The following is a 14552-nucleotide window of genomic DNA, read 5'->3' as shown; positions in this document are numbered from 1 at the left end:
GGGGTAAGCCCAGGGCGAGATGCGCGACGAAGCAATCGGCATCGCAATCTCGGTTACACAATTGAAGGCGATTCGAGAGAGCACGCCGTGTGGCCACCCCTCTCCCCAACCCTCCCCCGCAAGGGGGGAGGGAACCCGACCGCTGGTGGCTTCCTTACTTCAGTGCACCCAGCAGCAGCACTGCGTCGATAGACAACGCGGAACGCAACTCCCGCCTCAGCCCTTGATGAACGCCAGCAGATCCTTGTTGATCGTCTCGGCTTCGGTGGTCGGCATGCCGTGCGGAAAGCCCTTGTAGGTCTTCAGTGTGCCGTTCTTGAGAAGCTTGGCCGACAGCGGACCGGAATCGGCATAGGGCACGATCTGGTCGTCGTCGCCATGCATCACCAGCACCGGCACGTTGATCTTCTTTAGATCCTCGGTGAAGTCGGTCTGCGAGAAGGCGACGATGCCGTCGTAATGCGCTTTCGCGCCACCCATCATGCCCTGCCGCCACCAGTTCTGGATCACCGCTTCCGACGGTTTTGCGCCGGGCCGGTTGTAGCCGTAGAACGGCCCGGCCGGCAGATCGCGGTAGAATTGCGAACGGTTGGCGGCGACCTGCGCCTGCAGGCCGTCGAATACCGACTTCGGCAGGCCGCCGGGATTGGCCGCTGTCTGCACCATCAAGGGCGGCACGGCCGCGATGATGGCGGCCTTTGCGACCCGGCTCTCGCCGTGGCGCGCGATGTAATGCACCACCTCTCCGCCGCCGGTGGAATGACCGACGTGAACTGCATTCTTCAGATCGAGATGCGTGGTGACGGCCGCGAGGTCGTCGGCGTAGTGGTCCATGTCATGGCCGTCGGCGACCTGGGCGGAGCGGCCATGGCCGCGGCGATCATGGGCGACGACGCGGAAGCCGTGATTGAGGAAGAACAGCATCTGGGCGTCCCAATCGTCCGACGACAGCGGCCAACCATGGCTGAACACGATCGGCTGGCCCGAACCCCAATCCTTGTAGAAGATCTCGACGCCGTCTTTGGTGGTGATGGTGGGCATTTTATTGCTCCTGTTGTTGCTGATTTTGGCCCGCGCATGCGAGGCACGAACGGACCGCGGACGACGGTGTGTCCCTGACACGCCACCGCACATCGAGTTCTATGTCGTGCGTCGTCTCGAAATTATGTCGTCCGCCCCGGATCAGGCGAAATTGACCGGCCTGAACCGGCGCCAGGCGCCGATGATCATCACTGCGAAGAACACCAGCACGATGCCCTGCACCGCCGCAAAGACCGGCCCCGCCGGCGGGTTCGGCGGCACGGCCGGCGCCAGCGCCTGCAATGCAGGGACCTTGAGGAAGCTCTGGATCACCAGCACGAAGACGTTGAGATAGAGCGAGACCATCGCGGTCACGATATAGATCGGGCGCCAGGCGCCCTTGAGCTGCATCGCATACAGCGCGATGCAGGCGATCGCGAGCAGCACCAGCGAGAGGCCGCCGATGATGTGCGACGGCAGCAGCTTCTCCGTCACCAGCGGCGGGATCACGAAGCCGGTGGCGTTGGTCAGGATCGTGAGGATGAGGAAGATCGCGGTCAACCCGGGCATCGCGCGCGAGCCGAGCAGGCCAAACATCACGATCACACCGGCAACAATCGCAATCAGGCTGATGATGACGTGGACAAGCACGATCGTCGACACGTGGCGCACTCCCCGTTGAGGACCCGCATTACGTTACGATGCGTTTTTGAAAATTGCTACAAGGTTCGATGGCAGGATGGCCGACATGTCATGAAAAATTTGCCGCCGGCACTTGCCAAAGATTTTCGCACGCATGTCGCAAAGACGTGCGCCTCATGAGACATCGAATCAATAATAGCGCGGGATCGGCCCGTTGTGCGGCGTCTTGCGCTTCGACAGGTCGAACAGCACCTCGTCGACATAGCACCAGCCCCAGCCTTCCGGCGGATCGTAACCCTCGATTACGGGATGGCCGGTGGCGTGGAAATGCGCCGTCGCATGCCGGTTCGGCGAGTCGTCGCAGCAGCCGACATGGCCGCAGGTCCGGCAAATCCGCAGATGCAGCCAGCGGCTGCCGCTCTTCAGGCATTCCTCGCAGCCGAGCGCACTCGGCGTGACATCCTGGATGCCGGCGATATGGGTGCAGCCTTTCGTCATTTTGCGACCTCGTATCTGAAGTGGGCTCTTTTTGAACCGTCATCCCCGCGCAAAGGCGCAGCCTTTGTCGCTGGAGGTGCGAGCGGAACGAGCCTCGAAGGATGCACGGCCCGCACTGTGGCCGATTCATCCTTCGAGACGCCGCTTCGCGGCTCTTCCAGCGACGAAGGCTGCGCCGTTGCGCGGGATGACGGTACAAAGATCATGCCTACAGCGACGGACTACCGGCATCGGCGAGATAGCCGTGCAGGGCGGCGACGACCTGCGCGCCCTCGCCGATCGCGCCGCCGACGCGCTTGACCGAGCCGGAGCGAACGTCGCCGACGGCGAACACGCCGGGCACCGTGGTCTCGAGCAGCGGCACGGCGGGCGCACCCTCGCCGTTCTGAACCCCGGTCATCACGAAGCCGCCGCGGTCGACCTGCACGCCGCAGCCCTCGAGCCAGGCGGTCGCCGGATCGGCGCCGACGAACAAGAAGAGATTGCGGATATCCATGGTGAATTCGTCGGGTGCGAGCCGGCTGCGCCAGCGCACCCGCTCCAGCGTCTCGGCGCCGTCGAGCCCGATCACCTCGGTGTTGAACATCAGTTCGATGTTCGGCGTCGCCTCGATGCGCTCGATCAGGTAGCGCGACATGCTGGCGCCAAGCCCGCCGCCGCGGATCATCATGTTGACCTTGCGGGCATGCGCCGACAGGTACACCGCCGCCTGCCCCGCGGAGTTGCCGCCGCCGACCAGCACGACATCCTGGTTGGCGCAGAGCCGCGCCTCGATCGGCGAGGCCCAGTACCAGACACCGCGGCCTTCATAGCTCTCGAGATTGTCGATCACCGGCCGGCGATAGCGCGCGCCGCTTGCGACCACGACCGACCTGGCGCGCAGCGTGTGCCCGCATCCGGTAGCGAGCGCGAACGCACCCGATGCTTTCGAGCAGTCGAGCGATTTGATCGAGACCGGGATCAGCATCTCGGCGCCGAACTTCTGCGCCTGGTTGAAGGCGCGGCCGGCCAGCGCCTGGCCGGAGATGCCGGTCGGGAATCCCAGATAGTTTTCGATCCGCATGCTGGCGCCGGCCTGGCCGCCGAAGGCGCGGGCATCGAACACCGCAACCGACAGCCCTTCGGAGGCCGCATAGACCGCGGTGGCGAGCCCGGCCGGGCCGCTGCCGACCACGGCGACGTCGTAGAGCTTTTCATGCGCGCTGTTGCCGATCATGCCGAGCGCCATCGCAAGCGCGGTCTCGGACGGATTGCGCAGTACCGTGCCGTTCGGACAGACCACCAGCGGCAGCTCGGCGCGCGTCGGCGAGTAGCGCGCGACGAGGTCGGCGGCATCCTTGTCGCTCTCAGGATCGAGCACGTGATGCGGCTGGCCGTTGCGCGCCAGGAAGTTTTGCAGCGGCGCCATGTTGCCGACCGATGCGGAGCCGATCAGCACCGGCCCGCCGGCGCCGCCCTGGATCAGGCTGACGCGGCGCAGGATCAGCGCACGCATGATGCGCTCGCCGAGGTCGGCCTCGGCGACCAGCAGCGCGCGCAGCCGCTCCGGTGGCAGCAGCAATGTCTCGACAGCCCCATCGGCATGGCCGTCGACCAGCGCGGGGCGGCCGGAGAGCTGGCCGATCTCGGCGAGGAATTGCCCCGGCCCCTGGTCGATGATCGGGGTGACATGGCCAAGGCCGTCGCGCTGGGTGATCGCGACATTGCCCGACAGCACCACGAACATGCCGGGACCGGGCGTGCCGGTCTCGAACAGCGCCTCGCCGTCCTTGTACGCGCGCGGCTCGCCGAAGCGGCGCATCCGCTCGATCTCATGCGCGGTCAGGGTCGGAAAGGTCTGCTCGTGGCGCGGGAAGGCGTACGCGGTTGCGTTCAGCCGATCGATCGTCGTCTCATCCATAGCCATTTTCGGCGACCCGCTTCTCTCTGCAACCCACCCGAGCCGCGTTAGCGGCCCGGCTTATTTCCGCCGGCGTCATCCAGCGAGCCGTGATCTAGCGAGACTTGGTCCGGTTCGGAAGCCACATCCTCGCGACCACGCGCCTGCGATTTCCGCCGCTTCAGGTTTTGGCGCAACGCCAGCTTGAGACGGTCCTGTCGTGAATCCTTCACGCGGGCTTCGGCCTGCCCGCCGCCTCTGTCCCGATCGCCTGTCATTGCAAAACTCTCGAACTGCCGTCGCCCTGCGCGGGGGAAAGCATAGCCAATGGCCATCGCCCGCGCACCCTGCCCGGTCGGCCAGTTGCGCACCCGGTGGCATGATTCGGCGGCTTGCCGGATCAGGAATTTACCGGTGAGTTCGGAACCCAATCAGGCCGAAATCGTCCCGTTTAGACGGAATCACCGCGTGGAACGTCAATTTCTGCCGATTTCACTGGCAGCAGGGGCGCTGTTTCGCTTGCGCGAAAGGGAGGCCTGTGGCAAGAACCGCCCGCTTGGACGGGCCCTTGGGGCCGATTCAATTTTTCCCGGGCATGCTGCCGTAGCTCAGTGGTAGAGCACTCCATTGGTAATGGAGAGGTCGACAGTTCAATCCTGTCTGGCAGCACCATCCCTTTCCATCCGAACCGAAGGGATGATGCCCTATCTCGCCATGCTCGGCGATCTATTCAGTATCCCTGCTCGTATGAATCCGGCGCCGTTCGCGAGAAGTGGGCCGATTGGCCCGGCACTCACCACTCGATTCGTCGCGGCTTGAAGAGCCGCACGCTCCCGGCGATTCACTTTCTGGTTGACAAGTGATCTACCGCCCGCCCCATAATTGTACCGATTGAGGAAACCAGCCGAGATCTAATCCGACAGGCTGGAAAGGGGGCAGTCATGACGTGTCTTGCACGGCAGGTGTTGCATGCCGTTTTCAGTTTTCTTTGCCTTACATTTTTCGCCGAAGCCGCTCTAGCTCAGAGCGGATATCAAACTATCAACGGCACGAGAGTTTTCACCGAAATCAATCAGGCCGGAGGCTACGAACATTTAGCAATGATTGCGGCAGCCAGACCCTCACCCAGTCACAACTGCAAAATGGCGCCATTCCGCGCAACATCATACCGTGCCCACGTCCTGAAGCTCGACCAGAGCCCCGCCCCGAGCCGCGGCCCCAGCCGAGTCGCGACTCAAGCGGTGCCAGCGGAGCGCCTCCAAGCTATTCCGCGCCTTCTACACCTCTACCGCCGCCACCCAAGCCGAAGATGGCGGTCGATCAGGCGACCTGCCAGAAATTCGCGAGCAACGCCAACACCTGCCTTTCCAGGCTGCAAACCGCGGCATCAGGACAAGGCGCCTCATTTCAGGCGTGCATCAAGATGAACTGCGAGTTCATGGTGCAGCAGGGCTGTAGCCTGTCTAATGCGTGCCGCTATGGCGTTTCGTCCGCACAGGAGCAGCCGGTGAGATGTGCGGTGGGGCAGCATCTTTTCTTCCCCGGTGGGTACGGAAGCAGGCCCGTCTGCCAAGACAATGCCCCCGGCGACCCCGGTCCAGGACCCGGCCCCGATCGAAGCACGATCAGCGGGCCGACCAATCGTTGAAACATTGCCATCATCGTTTTCGAGGAAGCCATATGACGCGTATTGTCCTGATCGTCTTCGGCATCATGGCGCTTTTCCCGCCGAGAGCTTTTGCGCAGAGTTCCAGCTGCGGCTGGTACGCGATTACGTACTGCAAGCCGACCTACGAGGAGGCAAGCGCCTTCGCGAAACGAACCGGCACCGGCTACGTACTCAACACCAGCAGTCCTGAATACCCCAATTTCGCCAGTGGCTTCTTTTGCGTGGCAGCAGGACCGATGGATCGGGAGACCGCAATTTCCACGGTTGACTATTGGCGATCGAGCGGCGTTTCGCTATCGGCCTACGCCAAGAGCGCGTGCTGACGATCGCAGTCGGGTCGGTTCACAGGCTTCGACCAATCCGGCGCGGCTCACTAGCCGCGGTCGGTTCGCATCGCGCGTCTCGCCTTGTCGAACGACAAGTCCCTGTCGATAATATCCACGGCCGGTCTCGTCCATTATTTCTGCGGCAACCTACTTTTGCGATCCTTAAAGCCAATCACTGGCCGTACATTTTTGGTGAAATTGCTTCGAGCCGAGGCTCGACCAGCCTGAACAGGACATCTGCTCCATGTCATTTCCCGCTCGCCCGATCGCGTTCATCCTTGCCGCCTCGAACCACGGCACGATGATCGTCAATCGCAACGATTATAATGTCACGGGTTCCGGGGGCGCTTACGGGGTCGGATACCAGATCCTGAACGGGTCGAGCTTCGACGCAAGCGAAGTCGGCTTCATGCTGGCGCTGCTGAACCGGCGACGGCAGTATTTCGGCGATGGCGTGGTCGCGATCGACGGCGGCGCCAATATCGGCGTGCACACGGTCGAATGGGCGCGGCACATGCACGGCTGGGGGCGCGTGCTCAGCTTCGAAGCGCAGGAGATCGTCTACTACGCTCTGGCCGGCAACATCGTCATCAACAATTGCCTCAACGCGCGCGCCAAACTCGCCGCCCTCGGTGAGCACGACGGCGAATTGATCGTTCCGCAGCCGGACTATTTCGCGCACGCCAGCTTCGGCAGCCTCGAACTGCGCGAGCGCAGCAATACAGAGAGCATCGGGCAGCGCATTTCGTACGATCCATCAAGCGGGGCCACCGTGCCGATGGTGCGCATCGATTCGCTCGGCCTCGACCGCGCCGACCTATTCAAGCTCGACGTCGAAGGCATGGAACTGGACGTGCTGCGCGGAGCCCGGCAAACGCTGCAGGATCGGCGGCCGATCCTGCTGATCGAGGTGATCAAGTCCGACCAGGCCGCGATCCGGGGATTGCTCGACGCGTTGGGATACCGGTATTTTCCGGCCGGGCTCAATCTCATCGCACTCCACGCGGAAGATCCGGTCCTGCAGCACATGAGTCACAGCGACGGTGTGACAAGGCTCAGTTGATCGGGCCGAGAACGGCGGATCTTAGTTATCGGCCTGCACGGCTCAGCGCATGATCAGCACGCCCGCTCCGCCGATCATCAGCACGACGTAGAACGCGAACACACTGCCGACCCATTTCCAATCGATCTGTCCGTGTTCGGGGCTGAGGCTTTCGATGATGCCGTGCATGATGATTTCCTTAAGGGCGTTTTCGCGCGAAGCGGGTACGGCTCGCGTGAAGAAAGCGCGTCAAAACAAGAATCCGGAGCCCCGTTCCGGTTCAATCGGAACGGAAAAGGCTTGAGAAGTCGCATGCGCGGCGTATAGCCCGCACCCGGAGCACATCATGTGACTCACTTCACACTTTGCTATCGCGGAGCTAACCCAAGCGTGACCGGCCCGGAATTGAAGAAATTGCGCGAACATCTCGGCGAGGCACTCGGCCGGAAGCTGACGGTGGCTGATATGGCGAAGCTGTGCGGGCTGACGGCTGACGGCGGCACCGAAAAACTCCGCAACTGGGAGGTCACCGGCCCGACCCCGAAGGTCGCCGGGCTGCTGCGCATCCTGGCGATGGCGAGCGAGCACTATCCGATCCTGGAGAAGTTCGACGTGTTCGATCGCCACGACGTTCCGGTCAAGGAACGCGCCGCGCGCCGCCAGGCGTTCCGCGAACAGATCCGCGACGACGTATGCAAGCGACTGGCTTAGCGGACGGCCTGGTCGACAGGCCTCGTGGGTCCGTACGCGCCGCGTTAAGCCTTCCTTCATTCCGGCTTAAGCGTCCGTTAGGCACAACAAAACGTTTCGCCGCAAAGGGTGCGACTTAACGCTCCAAGTCGTCTTCCGTGACAGCATTTTATTCAAATGCCGGCTAACCCCTCGGCCATGGATGGCGCCATTCACGCTGCGCCTCATGACTTGTCCGGAGACTGCCCCATGAAGAAGTTCCTGCTCGCAACCGCAGCCGCAGCCGTTGCCGTCGCGGCCTTTGGCGCGACCGCCCAGGCCGCCGACCTCGGCTCCCGCGGCTATTATCAGAAGACGCCCGCGCCTGTTTACGCCGCTCCGCTCTACAACTGGACCGGCTTCTATCTCGGCGGCCATCTCGGCGGCGTGTTCTCGGGCAGCGACAACACGTTCAACGGCGTCGCGCTGACCGACTCCGGCGCCCGCTTCATGGGCGGCGTGCAGGGCGGCTACGACTGGCAGCTGTCGCCGATGTGGGTGATCGGCCTCGAAGGCCAGTATTCCTGGGTCGGCAACCACCAACTCAACGCGATCTTCCCGGGCGGTTACGCCTACAACAACAACCAGCGCGGCATCGCATCGATCACCGGCCGCGTCGGCTACACCTGGGGCCCGGGCCTGATCTATGTGAAGGGCGGCTACGCCTATTCCGACAACAACGAATCGGTGACATCAGGCGGCGCGCCGGTCGGATTCATGCTCAGCGACAACCACAGCAACGGCTGGACCATCGGCGGCGGCGCCGAATACATGTTCGCGCCGAACTGGTCGGCCAAGGTCGAGTATCAGTACTATGACTTCGGCGACAGCCGCTTCACCGCGCCGGGCGCGCTGGCGCAGTACGGCACCTTCCACAATGACGAGCACACCGTGAAGGCGGGCCTCAACTACCGCTTCAACCTCGGCAACCTCGGCGGCCCCGCTTACGGCCGCTACTGAGATTGCGCATACAACCAGGTGTAGAAAAGGCCGGCTGACGCCAGCCTTTTTGCGTCCGATCGCGTGCATCGATTCCGCACAGCGAACCAGGACGGCGCCGGCGCGCGTCAGCCCCGAAAAATCCCGCAGATCGTCGCAATTTTCCCGATTTTGTTAACCCGCCGCACCGATACTCCCGCGCCGGGGAAACATCCAAGAGTAGTAGTGGCCAAGGGTAGTGGGCCAAGGGGGCACGGGGCAATGGCGTTTCGGTTCAAGCTCGGCAAACCAAATCTCAAGCGTATCCGCCTGCCGCAGATGGGCGTCAGGGGCAGCCTGTTCGCAGCATTCGCCGTAATCGCCGGCATGGCGCTGGTGATCAGCGCAGGCGCCGGCATCGTGCTGCATCAGCTCGGCGGCACCATGAGCGACCTCTCCGGCCGCGACATTCCGCGGCTCGCCGCGAGCCTGCAACTCTCCGCGCAGAGCGCCTCGCTCGCAGCCCAGGGTCCCGGCCTGCTCGCCGTGCAGAGCGAGGATGCGCTGAACGACCGCACCAAGAAGGTGCAGGAGGTCGCGAAGCAAACCAACGCCAAGCTCGGCGAGATCATCGAGCTCGGCGCCGACAAATCGGTCGTCAGCGCGCTGCAGGAGAACGTCAAGAACACTGACGAGGCGACCAAGAGCCTGATCTCGGCGGCGCATGAGCGGCTTGACATCGGCGCGCTGCGCGACAAGCAATACGATGCGCTGCGCAAGGCGCAGGGCTCCTTCGCCTCCGCCGCCGGTCCCGCGATGCTCGATGCGCAGACCCGGCTCAACGCCATCCTCGCCGCGGCCGACGTCTCGGCCGACGATGCGACCGAGGCCGCCCGCACCGTCGGCCAGATCAGCAACGTGATGTCCGTCGGCAATCTGATGGCCGCCGACATGACCGCAGCGCTGTCGGCCAATTCCAGCGAGACGCTTGATGCGATCGAGGCGGAGTTCAAGAAGGGCCGCGAGCGCATCAAGTCGAACCTCGACGACCTGCCGAACAATCCGGCGATCGTGGCCGTGCGCGACACCGCGCAGAAGCTGCTCGTGCTCGGCGAAGGCAAGACCGGCGTCTTCAAGGTCCGCCAGAAGGAACTCGACTCGATCGATTACGGCCAGACCATCCTGGAAGAGACGCGCAAGCTCAATGTCGGGCTCGGCATCAGCGTCCAGCAGCTGGTCGACGCCGTGCAGAAGGAGACCGACGCGTCGACCTTCCAGGCCCGGCAGCAGATCTCGCTTGCAACGACGGTCATGATCGGCCTCGGCGCGCTGACGCTGGTCGGATCGTTCCTGTTCGTCTGGCTCTATGTCGGACGCAACATCCTGCGCCGCATCCGCGGCCTGCAGCGCTCGATGCAGCTGTTGTCCGACGGCGATCTCGACACCGAGATCCCGCAGAGCCGCCAGCGCGACGAGATCGCCGTCATGGCCGACGCGCTGCAGGTGTTCCGCGAGAGCATGATCGAGAGCCGCGAGCTCACCGAAAACCAGAACAAGGACCGCTCCGCCAAGGCGGAGCGCGCCTCCCGCATGGAAACGCAGATCGCGGCGTTCGAGTCCAACGTCCAGAGCGCGCTCGGCAGCCTGCAGACCGCCGCCAACTCGATGCAGTCGACCGCGCAGAGCATGTCGGCGACCGCCGACCAGTCGAGCGCATTGGTCAACGCGGTGGCCTCCGCCGCCGAGGAAACCTCGGTCAACGTGCAGACGGTGTCGGCCGGCACCGAGGAGCTGTCGTCGTCGATCTCGGAGATCGGCCGCCAGGTGGTCACCTCGGCGGAGATCGCCCGCAAGGCGGTCGAGGAGGCCAGCGCCACCGACACCACCATGCAGGGGCTTGCCGACAACGCCGCGCGCATCAGCGTCGTGGTCGACCTGATCCAGACCATCGCCTCGCAGACCAATCTGCTCGCGCTCAACGCCACCATCGAGGCGGCGCGCGCCGGCGAGGCCGGCCGCGGCTTTGCCGTCGTCGCCTCCGAGGTGAAGAATCTCGCGAGCCAGACCGCGAAGGCGACCGAGGAGATCCGCCAGCAGATCGTCAGCATGCAGGAGGTGACCACCACGGCCGTCTCCGCGATCCGCAACATCTCGAGCACGATCGGCGAGATCAACGACGTCACCACTGCAATTGCGGCAGCCGTCGAGGAGCAGGGCGCGGCGACCCGCGAGATCGCCCGCAACATCCAGCACGCGGCGGGCGGCACCAGCGAGGTGTCGAGCAACATCGTCGGCGTCTCCACCGCCTCCGCCGAGGCCGGCGCCGCCGCCGGCGAGGTGCTGAGCGCCTCCGACGCGCTGCGCCGCGAGGCGGACGTGCTGCGCTCGGAAATCGACGGCTTCTTGTCGAACATCCGCGCGGCGTAGGACTAGACCACGGATTACGCGTCGCTCCATCCGAGCTGCGCACGCTCTGACCTCCCCTTGAAAAGGGGAGGTCGCTTTGCTCGCCAGAGCAAAGCGGGTGGGGATCTGCTCTCTCGGCTTGCAGCGTCGCCTGCAGCCGACCCCCATCCCGACCTTCCCCCTTTCAGGGGGAAGGAGAAGAAAGCTCGGCTTTTACTTCGTTTGATCCGGGCTACGGAATTCCCGGGTTTCCCTGTCCCATTCTCCGGACGACTATCTGATTTTTCGGCTGGCGCGGCGGGCCGTGTCCCGCTAAGCCGGTAGCATGCATACGAAGACCGACAGCCTTCCCTCCTCCGCGGAGGCACTGCGATACCCCTGGGAGAATCATCCCGGCCACGACCAGGTCGTGGAGGTGGCCCCCGGCGTGCTGTGGGCACGGCTGAAGCTGCCGTTTCGCCTCAACCATGTGAACATCTACCTGCTCGCCGACGGCGACGGCTGGACCATGGTGGATGCCGGGTTCGGCAATGAGGAATCGATCGCGGCCTGGACCACGTTGTTCGAGGGACCGCTGAAGCACGTCAAGGTCAAGCGGCTGATCGTGACGCACTCGCATCCCGATCACGTCGGTCTCGCCGGCTGGATCACCGAGCGGTTCGACTGCCCGCTGTTCATGTCGCAGGTGGAATATCTGCAATCGGTCTATCACCAGAACCGCGGCACCGAGGAACGGCGCAACGCGCAGCGGCTGTTCTTCCGCCGCCACGGCATGGACGAGGACCTGACCGAGAAGCTGCTCGGCCGCGGCCAGGATTATCTGAAGCGCGTCTCGGTGCTGCCGCCGTCCTATCACCGCCTCACCCATGGCGACGAGGTCGTGATCGGCACGCGGCGCTTCAAGGTGATCACCGGCGGCGGACACGCGCTCGACCAGGTGATGCTGTATTGCGCCGCCGACAAGCTGTTCCTCTCCGCCGACCAGGTGCTGAGCAAGATCTCGCCCAATGTCAGCGTCTGGGCGGTCGAACCCGAGCAGAACTCGCTCGGCGAATATCTGGCGTCGCTGGCGAGCCTCACCACCACTTTGCCCTATGACGTGATGGTGCTGCCGGGCCACGGCGTGCCGTTCTACGGGCTGAAGACCCGGATCAAGCAGCTCGCCGATCACCACGAGGAGCGCTGCCGGCTGATCGCCGAGGCCTGCCGCGAGGTGCCGCAGACCTCCAAGGAACTGGTGCCCGTGGTGTTCCACAAGCACGTGCTGGACGAGCACCAGATGGGCTTCGCCGCCGGCGAACTGGTCGCCCATGTCAACTACATGCTGGTCGAAGGCCGCCTGACGGCCGAGATGCACGACGACGGCATGCTGCGCTTTAGCACGACCTGAGCCCCGGCCGGGCCGTAATACCCCGGGTTATTTGACCGAAATCAAGCCGGATACACGGCCGCTAGGGCAATTTGCCCAACTGCGACGCATGCCCGGATGTGGGTCGATGCATGGACATTAGAGCTGGAAAAGCTCTAAGAAGAAACAGTCATTCCGGTCAGGTTCCACTTTCTGGGTTTGCCGATGGATTACAGCCAGTTCTTCAACACCGCCCTCAATCGCCTGCATGACGAGCGGCGCTACCGGGTGTTCGCCGACCTCGAGCGGATCGCGGGACGCTTCCCGCACGCGACCTGGCACTCGCCGAAAGGCAGCCGCAACGTCGTGATCTGGTGCTCCAACGACTATCTCGGCATGGGCCAGCACCCCAAGGTGGTCGGCGCCATGGTCGAGACCGCGACCCGGGTCGGCACCGGCGCCGGCGGCACCCGCAACATCGCGGGCACCCATCATCCGCTGGTGCAACTCGAGGCGGAGCTCGCCGACCTCCACGGCAAGGAAGCCTCGCTGCTGTTCACCTCGGGCTACGTCTCGAACCAGACCGGCATCTCGACGCTCGCCAAGCTGATCCCGAACTGCCTGATCCTGTCCGACGCGCTGAACCACAATTCGATGATCGAAGGCGTGCGCCAGGCCGGCTGCGACCGCCAGATCTTCCGCCACAACGACGTCGCGCATCTCGAAGAGCTCTTGATCGCCGCCGGTCCAGACCGGCCGAAGCTGATCGTCTGCGAGAGCCTCTATTCGATGGACGGCGACGTCGCGCCGCTCGGCAAGATCTGCGATCTCGCCGAGAAATACGGCGCCATGACCTATGTCGACGAGGTGCATGCGGTCGGCATGTACGGCCCGCGCGGCGGCGGCATTGCCGAGCGCGATGGCGTGATGCACCGGATCGACGTGCTCGAGGGCACGCTCGCGAAAGCATTCGGCTGCCTCGGCGGCTACATCGCCGGCCGCGCCGAGATCATCGACGCCGTGCGCTCCTATGCGCCGGGCTTCATCTTCACGACCGCGCTGCCGCCGGCGATCTGCTCGGCCGCGACGGCTGCGATCCGCCACCTCAAGACCTCGAGCTGGGAGCGCGAGCGCCACCAGGACCGCGCCGCCCGCACCAAGGCGATCCTGACCGCAGCCGGCCTGCCCGTGATGTCGAGCGACACCCATATCGTGCCGCTGTTCGTCGGCGATCCCGAGAAGTGCAAGCGCGCCTCCGACCTGCTGCTCGAGGACCACGGCATCTACATCCAGCCGATCAACTATCCGACCGTCGCCAAGGGCTCCGAGCGGCTGCGCATCACCCCCTCGCCCTACCATGACGACGGGCTGATCGACGCGCTGGCCGAGGCCCTGCTCCAGGTCTGGGACCGGCTCGGCCTGCCCCTGCACCAGAAGTCGCTGGCCGCCGAGTAACCCTATCCGTTTCCGACCCCGAATTCGGGCCGGTCGTGCGATGCACGGCCGGCCCTTTGCGTTATAATCCTAACACCCGGCTCCTTTGTTTGAGCATGATCTTTTCGGAAAACCGCTTCACACTTTTCCGGATCATGCCCTAGAGGCCGGGACAGGAGATGAGCAGCGATGCTGCACGACTGGGGCGTTATCGCCACGGCGTTCGCCTACATCGGATTGTTGTTCTTCATTGCCAGCCGCGGCGACCGGATGTCGGCGGGCGAGCGCGGCCGTGCCAGCCAGTGGATCTATCCGCTGTCGCTGGCGATCTACTGCACCTCCTGGACCTTCTTCGGCTCGGTCGGCTTCGCCACCCGGACCAGCATCGACTTCCTGGCGATCTATGTCGGCCCGATCATGATGATCGGACTGTGCACGCCGCTGCTCCGCCGGGTGATCGCGCTCACCAAGTCGCAGAACATCACCTCGATCGCCGACTTCATCGCCGCCCGCTACGGCAAGAGCCAGGCGGTTGCGGCGACGGTTGCGCTGATCGCGATCATCGGCTCGGTGCCCTACATCGCGCTGCAGCTCAAGGCGATGGCCTCGTCGCTGGAGACCATCCTGAGCGAGGATCAGGC

Annotated in this window: 13 protein-coding genes, 1 tRNA gene and 1 pseudogene; 9 read left to right on the top strand and 6 right to left on the bottom strand. The window is 64.2% G+C overall.

Annotation, left to right across the window (positions count from 1 at the left end; translation table 11 throughout):
- Positions 1–216: 216 nt before the first annotated feature.
- The 5 genes from FNJ47_RS37455 to FNJ47_RS54040 form a co-directional block, all read right to left on the bottom strand.
- A complete protein-coding gene (locus FNJ47_RS37455; protein WP_163160876.1) occupies positions 217–1041 on the bottom strand; it encodes an alpha/beta fold hydrolase in 825 nt (274 codons plus the stop codon).
- A 141-nt stretch (positions 1042–1182) separates the two neighbouring features.
- A complete protein-coding gene (locus FNJ47_RS37450) occupies positions 1183–1692 on the bottom strand; it encodes a hypothetical protein (protein ID WP_163160875.1) in 510 nt (169 codons plus the stop codon).
- A 159-nt stretch (positions 1693–1851) separates the two neighbouring features.
- On the bottom strand, positions 1852–2160 hold the full coding sequence (locus FNJ47_RS37445) for a UBP-type zinc finger domain-containing protein (RefSeq protein ID WP_057018148.1): 309 nt from the start codon (positions 2158–2160) through the stop codon (positions 1852–1854).
- Between the two features lie 208 nt (positions 2161–2368).
- A complete protein-coding gene (locus FNJ47_RS37440; protein WP_163160874.1) occupies positions 2369–4066 on the bottom strand; it encodes an FAD-dependent oxidoreductase in 1698 nt (565 codons plus the stop codon).
- A 41-nt stretch (positions 4067–4107) separates the two neighbouring features.
- Positions 4108–4470: a hypothetical protein gene (locus FNJ47_RS54040; protein ID WP_347341765.1), complete on the bottom strand. Its 363-nt coding sequence runs from the start codon at positions 4468–4470 to the stop codon at positions 4108–4110.
- Between the two features lie 166 nt (positions 4471–4636).
- Between FNJ47_RS54040 and FNJ47_RS37430 the strand changes: the two genes are divergently transcribed.
- The 3 genes from FNJ47_RS37430 (at position 4637) to FNJ47_RS37420 (ending at position 7097) form a co-directional block, all read left to right on the top strand.
- A tRNA-Thr gene (locus FNJ47_RS37430) sits at positions 4637–4711 on the top strand.
- A gap of 1008 nt (positions 4712–5719) precedes the next feature.
- Entirely contained in the window at positions 5720–6031 is a 312-nt protein-coding gene (locus FNJ47_RS37425; RefSeq protein ID WP_163160873.1) for a hypothetical protein, read from the top strand.
- A 247-nt stretch (positions 6032–6278) separates the two neighbouring features.
- On the top strand, positions 6279–7097 hold the full coding sequence (locus FNJ47_RS37420) for an FkbM family methyltransferase (RefSeq protein WP_163160872.1): 819 nt from the start codon (positions 6279–6281) through the stop codon (positions 7095–7097).
- Positions 7098–7139: 42 nt separating this feature from the next.
- Here FNJ47_RS37420 and FNJ47_RS53370 read toward each other — a convergent pair whose 3' ends face one another.
- Positions 7140–7265: a hypothetical protein gene (locus FNJ47_RS53370; RefSeq protein ID WP_274613517.1), complete on the bottom strand. Its 126-nt coding sequence runs from the start codon at positions 7263–7265 to the stop codon at positions 7140–7142.
- Positions 7266–7466: 201 nt separating this feature from the next.
- On the opposite strand from FNJ47_RS53370, the gene FNJ47_RS37410 reads away from it, so the two are divergent.
- The 6 genes and pseudogenes from FNJ47_RS37410 to FNJ47_RS37385 all read left to right on the top strand — a co-directional run.
- A complete protein-coding gene (locus tag FNJ47_RS37410) occupies positions 7467–7787 on the top strand; it encodes a hypothetical protein (RefSeq protein WP_163160871.1) in 321 nt (106 codons plus the stop codon).
- A 228-nt stretch (positions 7788–8015) separates the two neighbouring features.
- Positions 8016–8765 carry an outer membrane protein gene (locus FNJ47_RS37405; protein ID WP_163160870.1) on the top strand — a complete coding sequence of 250 codons (750 nt, stop codon included), beginning with the start codon at positions 8016–8018 and terminating at the stop codon, positions 8763–8765.
- A gap of 240 nt (positions 8766–9005) precedes the next feature.
- Complete coding sequence (locus FNJ47_RS37400; RefSeq protein WP_163160869.1) at positions 9006–11150, top strand: methyl-accepting chemotaxis protein; 2145 nt, start codon at positions 9006–9008, stop codon at positions 11148–11150.
- 304 nt (positions 11151–11454) lie between these two features.
- Complete coding sequence (locus FNJ47_RS37395; RefSeq protein ID WP_163160868.1) at positions 11455–12519, top strand: MBL fold metallo-hydrolase; 1065 nt, start codon at positions 11455–11457, stop codon at positions 12517–12519.
- A gap of 183 nt (positions 12520–12702) precedes the next feature.
- Positions 12703–13932, top strand: a complete 1230-nt coding sequence (hemA, locus tag FNJ47_RS37390) for a 5-aminolevulinate synthase (RefSeq protein ID WP_163160867.1) — start codon at positions 12703–12705, stop codon at positions 13930–13932.
- Between the two features lie 168 nt (positions 13933–14100).
- Positions 14101–14552: pseudogene (locus FNJ47_RS37385) on the top strand (hybrid sensor histidine kinase/response regulator); the annotation flags it as partial.

The sequence above is a fragment of the Bradyrhizobium uaiense genome, assembly GCF_010811875.1.
GTDB lineage: Bacteria > Pseudomonadota > Alphaproteobacteria > Rhizobiales > Xanthobacteraceae > Bradyrhizobium > Bradyrhizobium uaiense.
Note: the sequence above shows the minus strand (reverse complement) of the source record. Positions and strands in the feature narration are given on the sequence as shown.

Coding starts and splice junctions, on each gene's coding strand:
- FNJ47_RS37455 (WP_163160876.1), bottom strand. CDS start 1,041: ATGCCCACCATCACCACCAAAGACGGCGTCGAGATCTTCTACAAGGAT.
- FNJ47_RS37445 (WP_057018148.1), bottom strand. CDS start 2,160: ATGACGAAAGGCTGCACCCATATCGCCGGCATCCAGGATGTCACGCCG.
- FNJ47_RS37440 (WP_163160874.1), bottom strand. CDS start 4,066: ATGGCTATGGATGAGACGACGATCGATCGGCTGAACGCAACCGCGTAC.
- FNJ47_RS37425 (WP_163160873.1), top strand. CDS start 5,720: ATGACGCGTATTGTCCTGATCGTCTTCGGCATCATGGCGCTTTTCCCG.
- FNJ47_RS37420 (WP_163160872.1), top strand. CDS start 6,279: ATGTCATTTCCCGCTCGCCCGATCGCGTTCATCCTTGCCGCCTCGAAC.
- FNJ47_RS53370 (WP_274613517.1), bottom strand. CDS start 7,265: ATGCACGGCATCATCGAAAGCCTCAGCCCCGAACACGGACAGATCGAT.
- FNJ47_RS37405 (WP_163160870.1), top strand. CDS start 8,016: ATGAAGAAGTTCCTGCTCGCAACCGCAGCCGCAGCCGTTGCCGTCGCG.
- FNJ47_RS37400 (WP_163160869.1), top strand. CDS start 9,006: ATGGCGTTTCGGTTCAAGCTCGGCAAACCAAATCTCAAGCGTATCCGC.
- FNJ47_RS37395 (WP_163160868.1), top strand. CDS start 11,455: ATGCATACGAAGACCGACAGCCTTCCCTCCTCCGCGGAGGCACTGCGA.
- hemA (WP_163160867.1), top strand. CDS start 12,703: ATGGATTACAGCCAGTTCTTCAACACCGCCCTCAATCGCCTGCATGAC.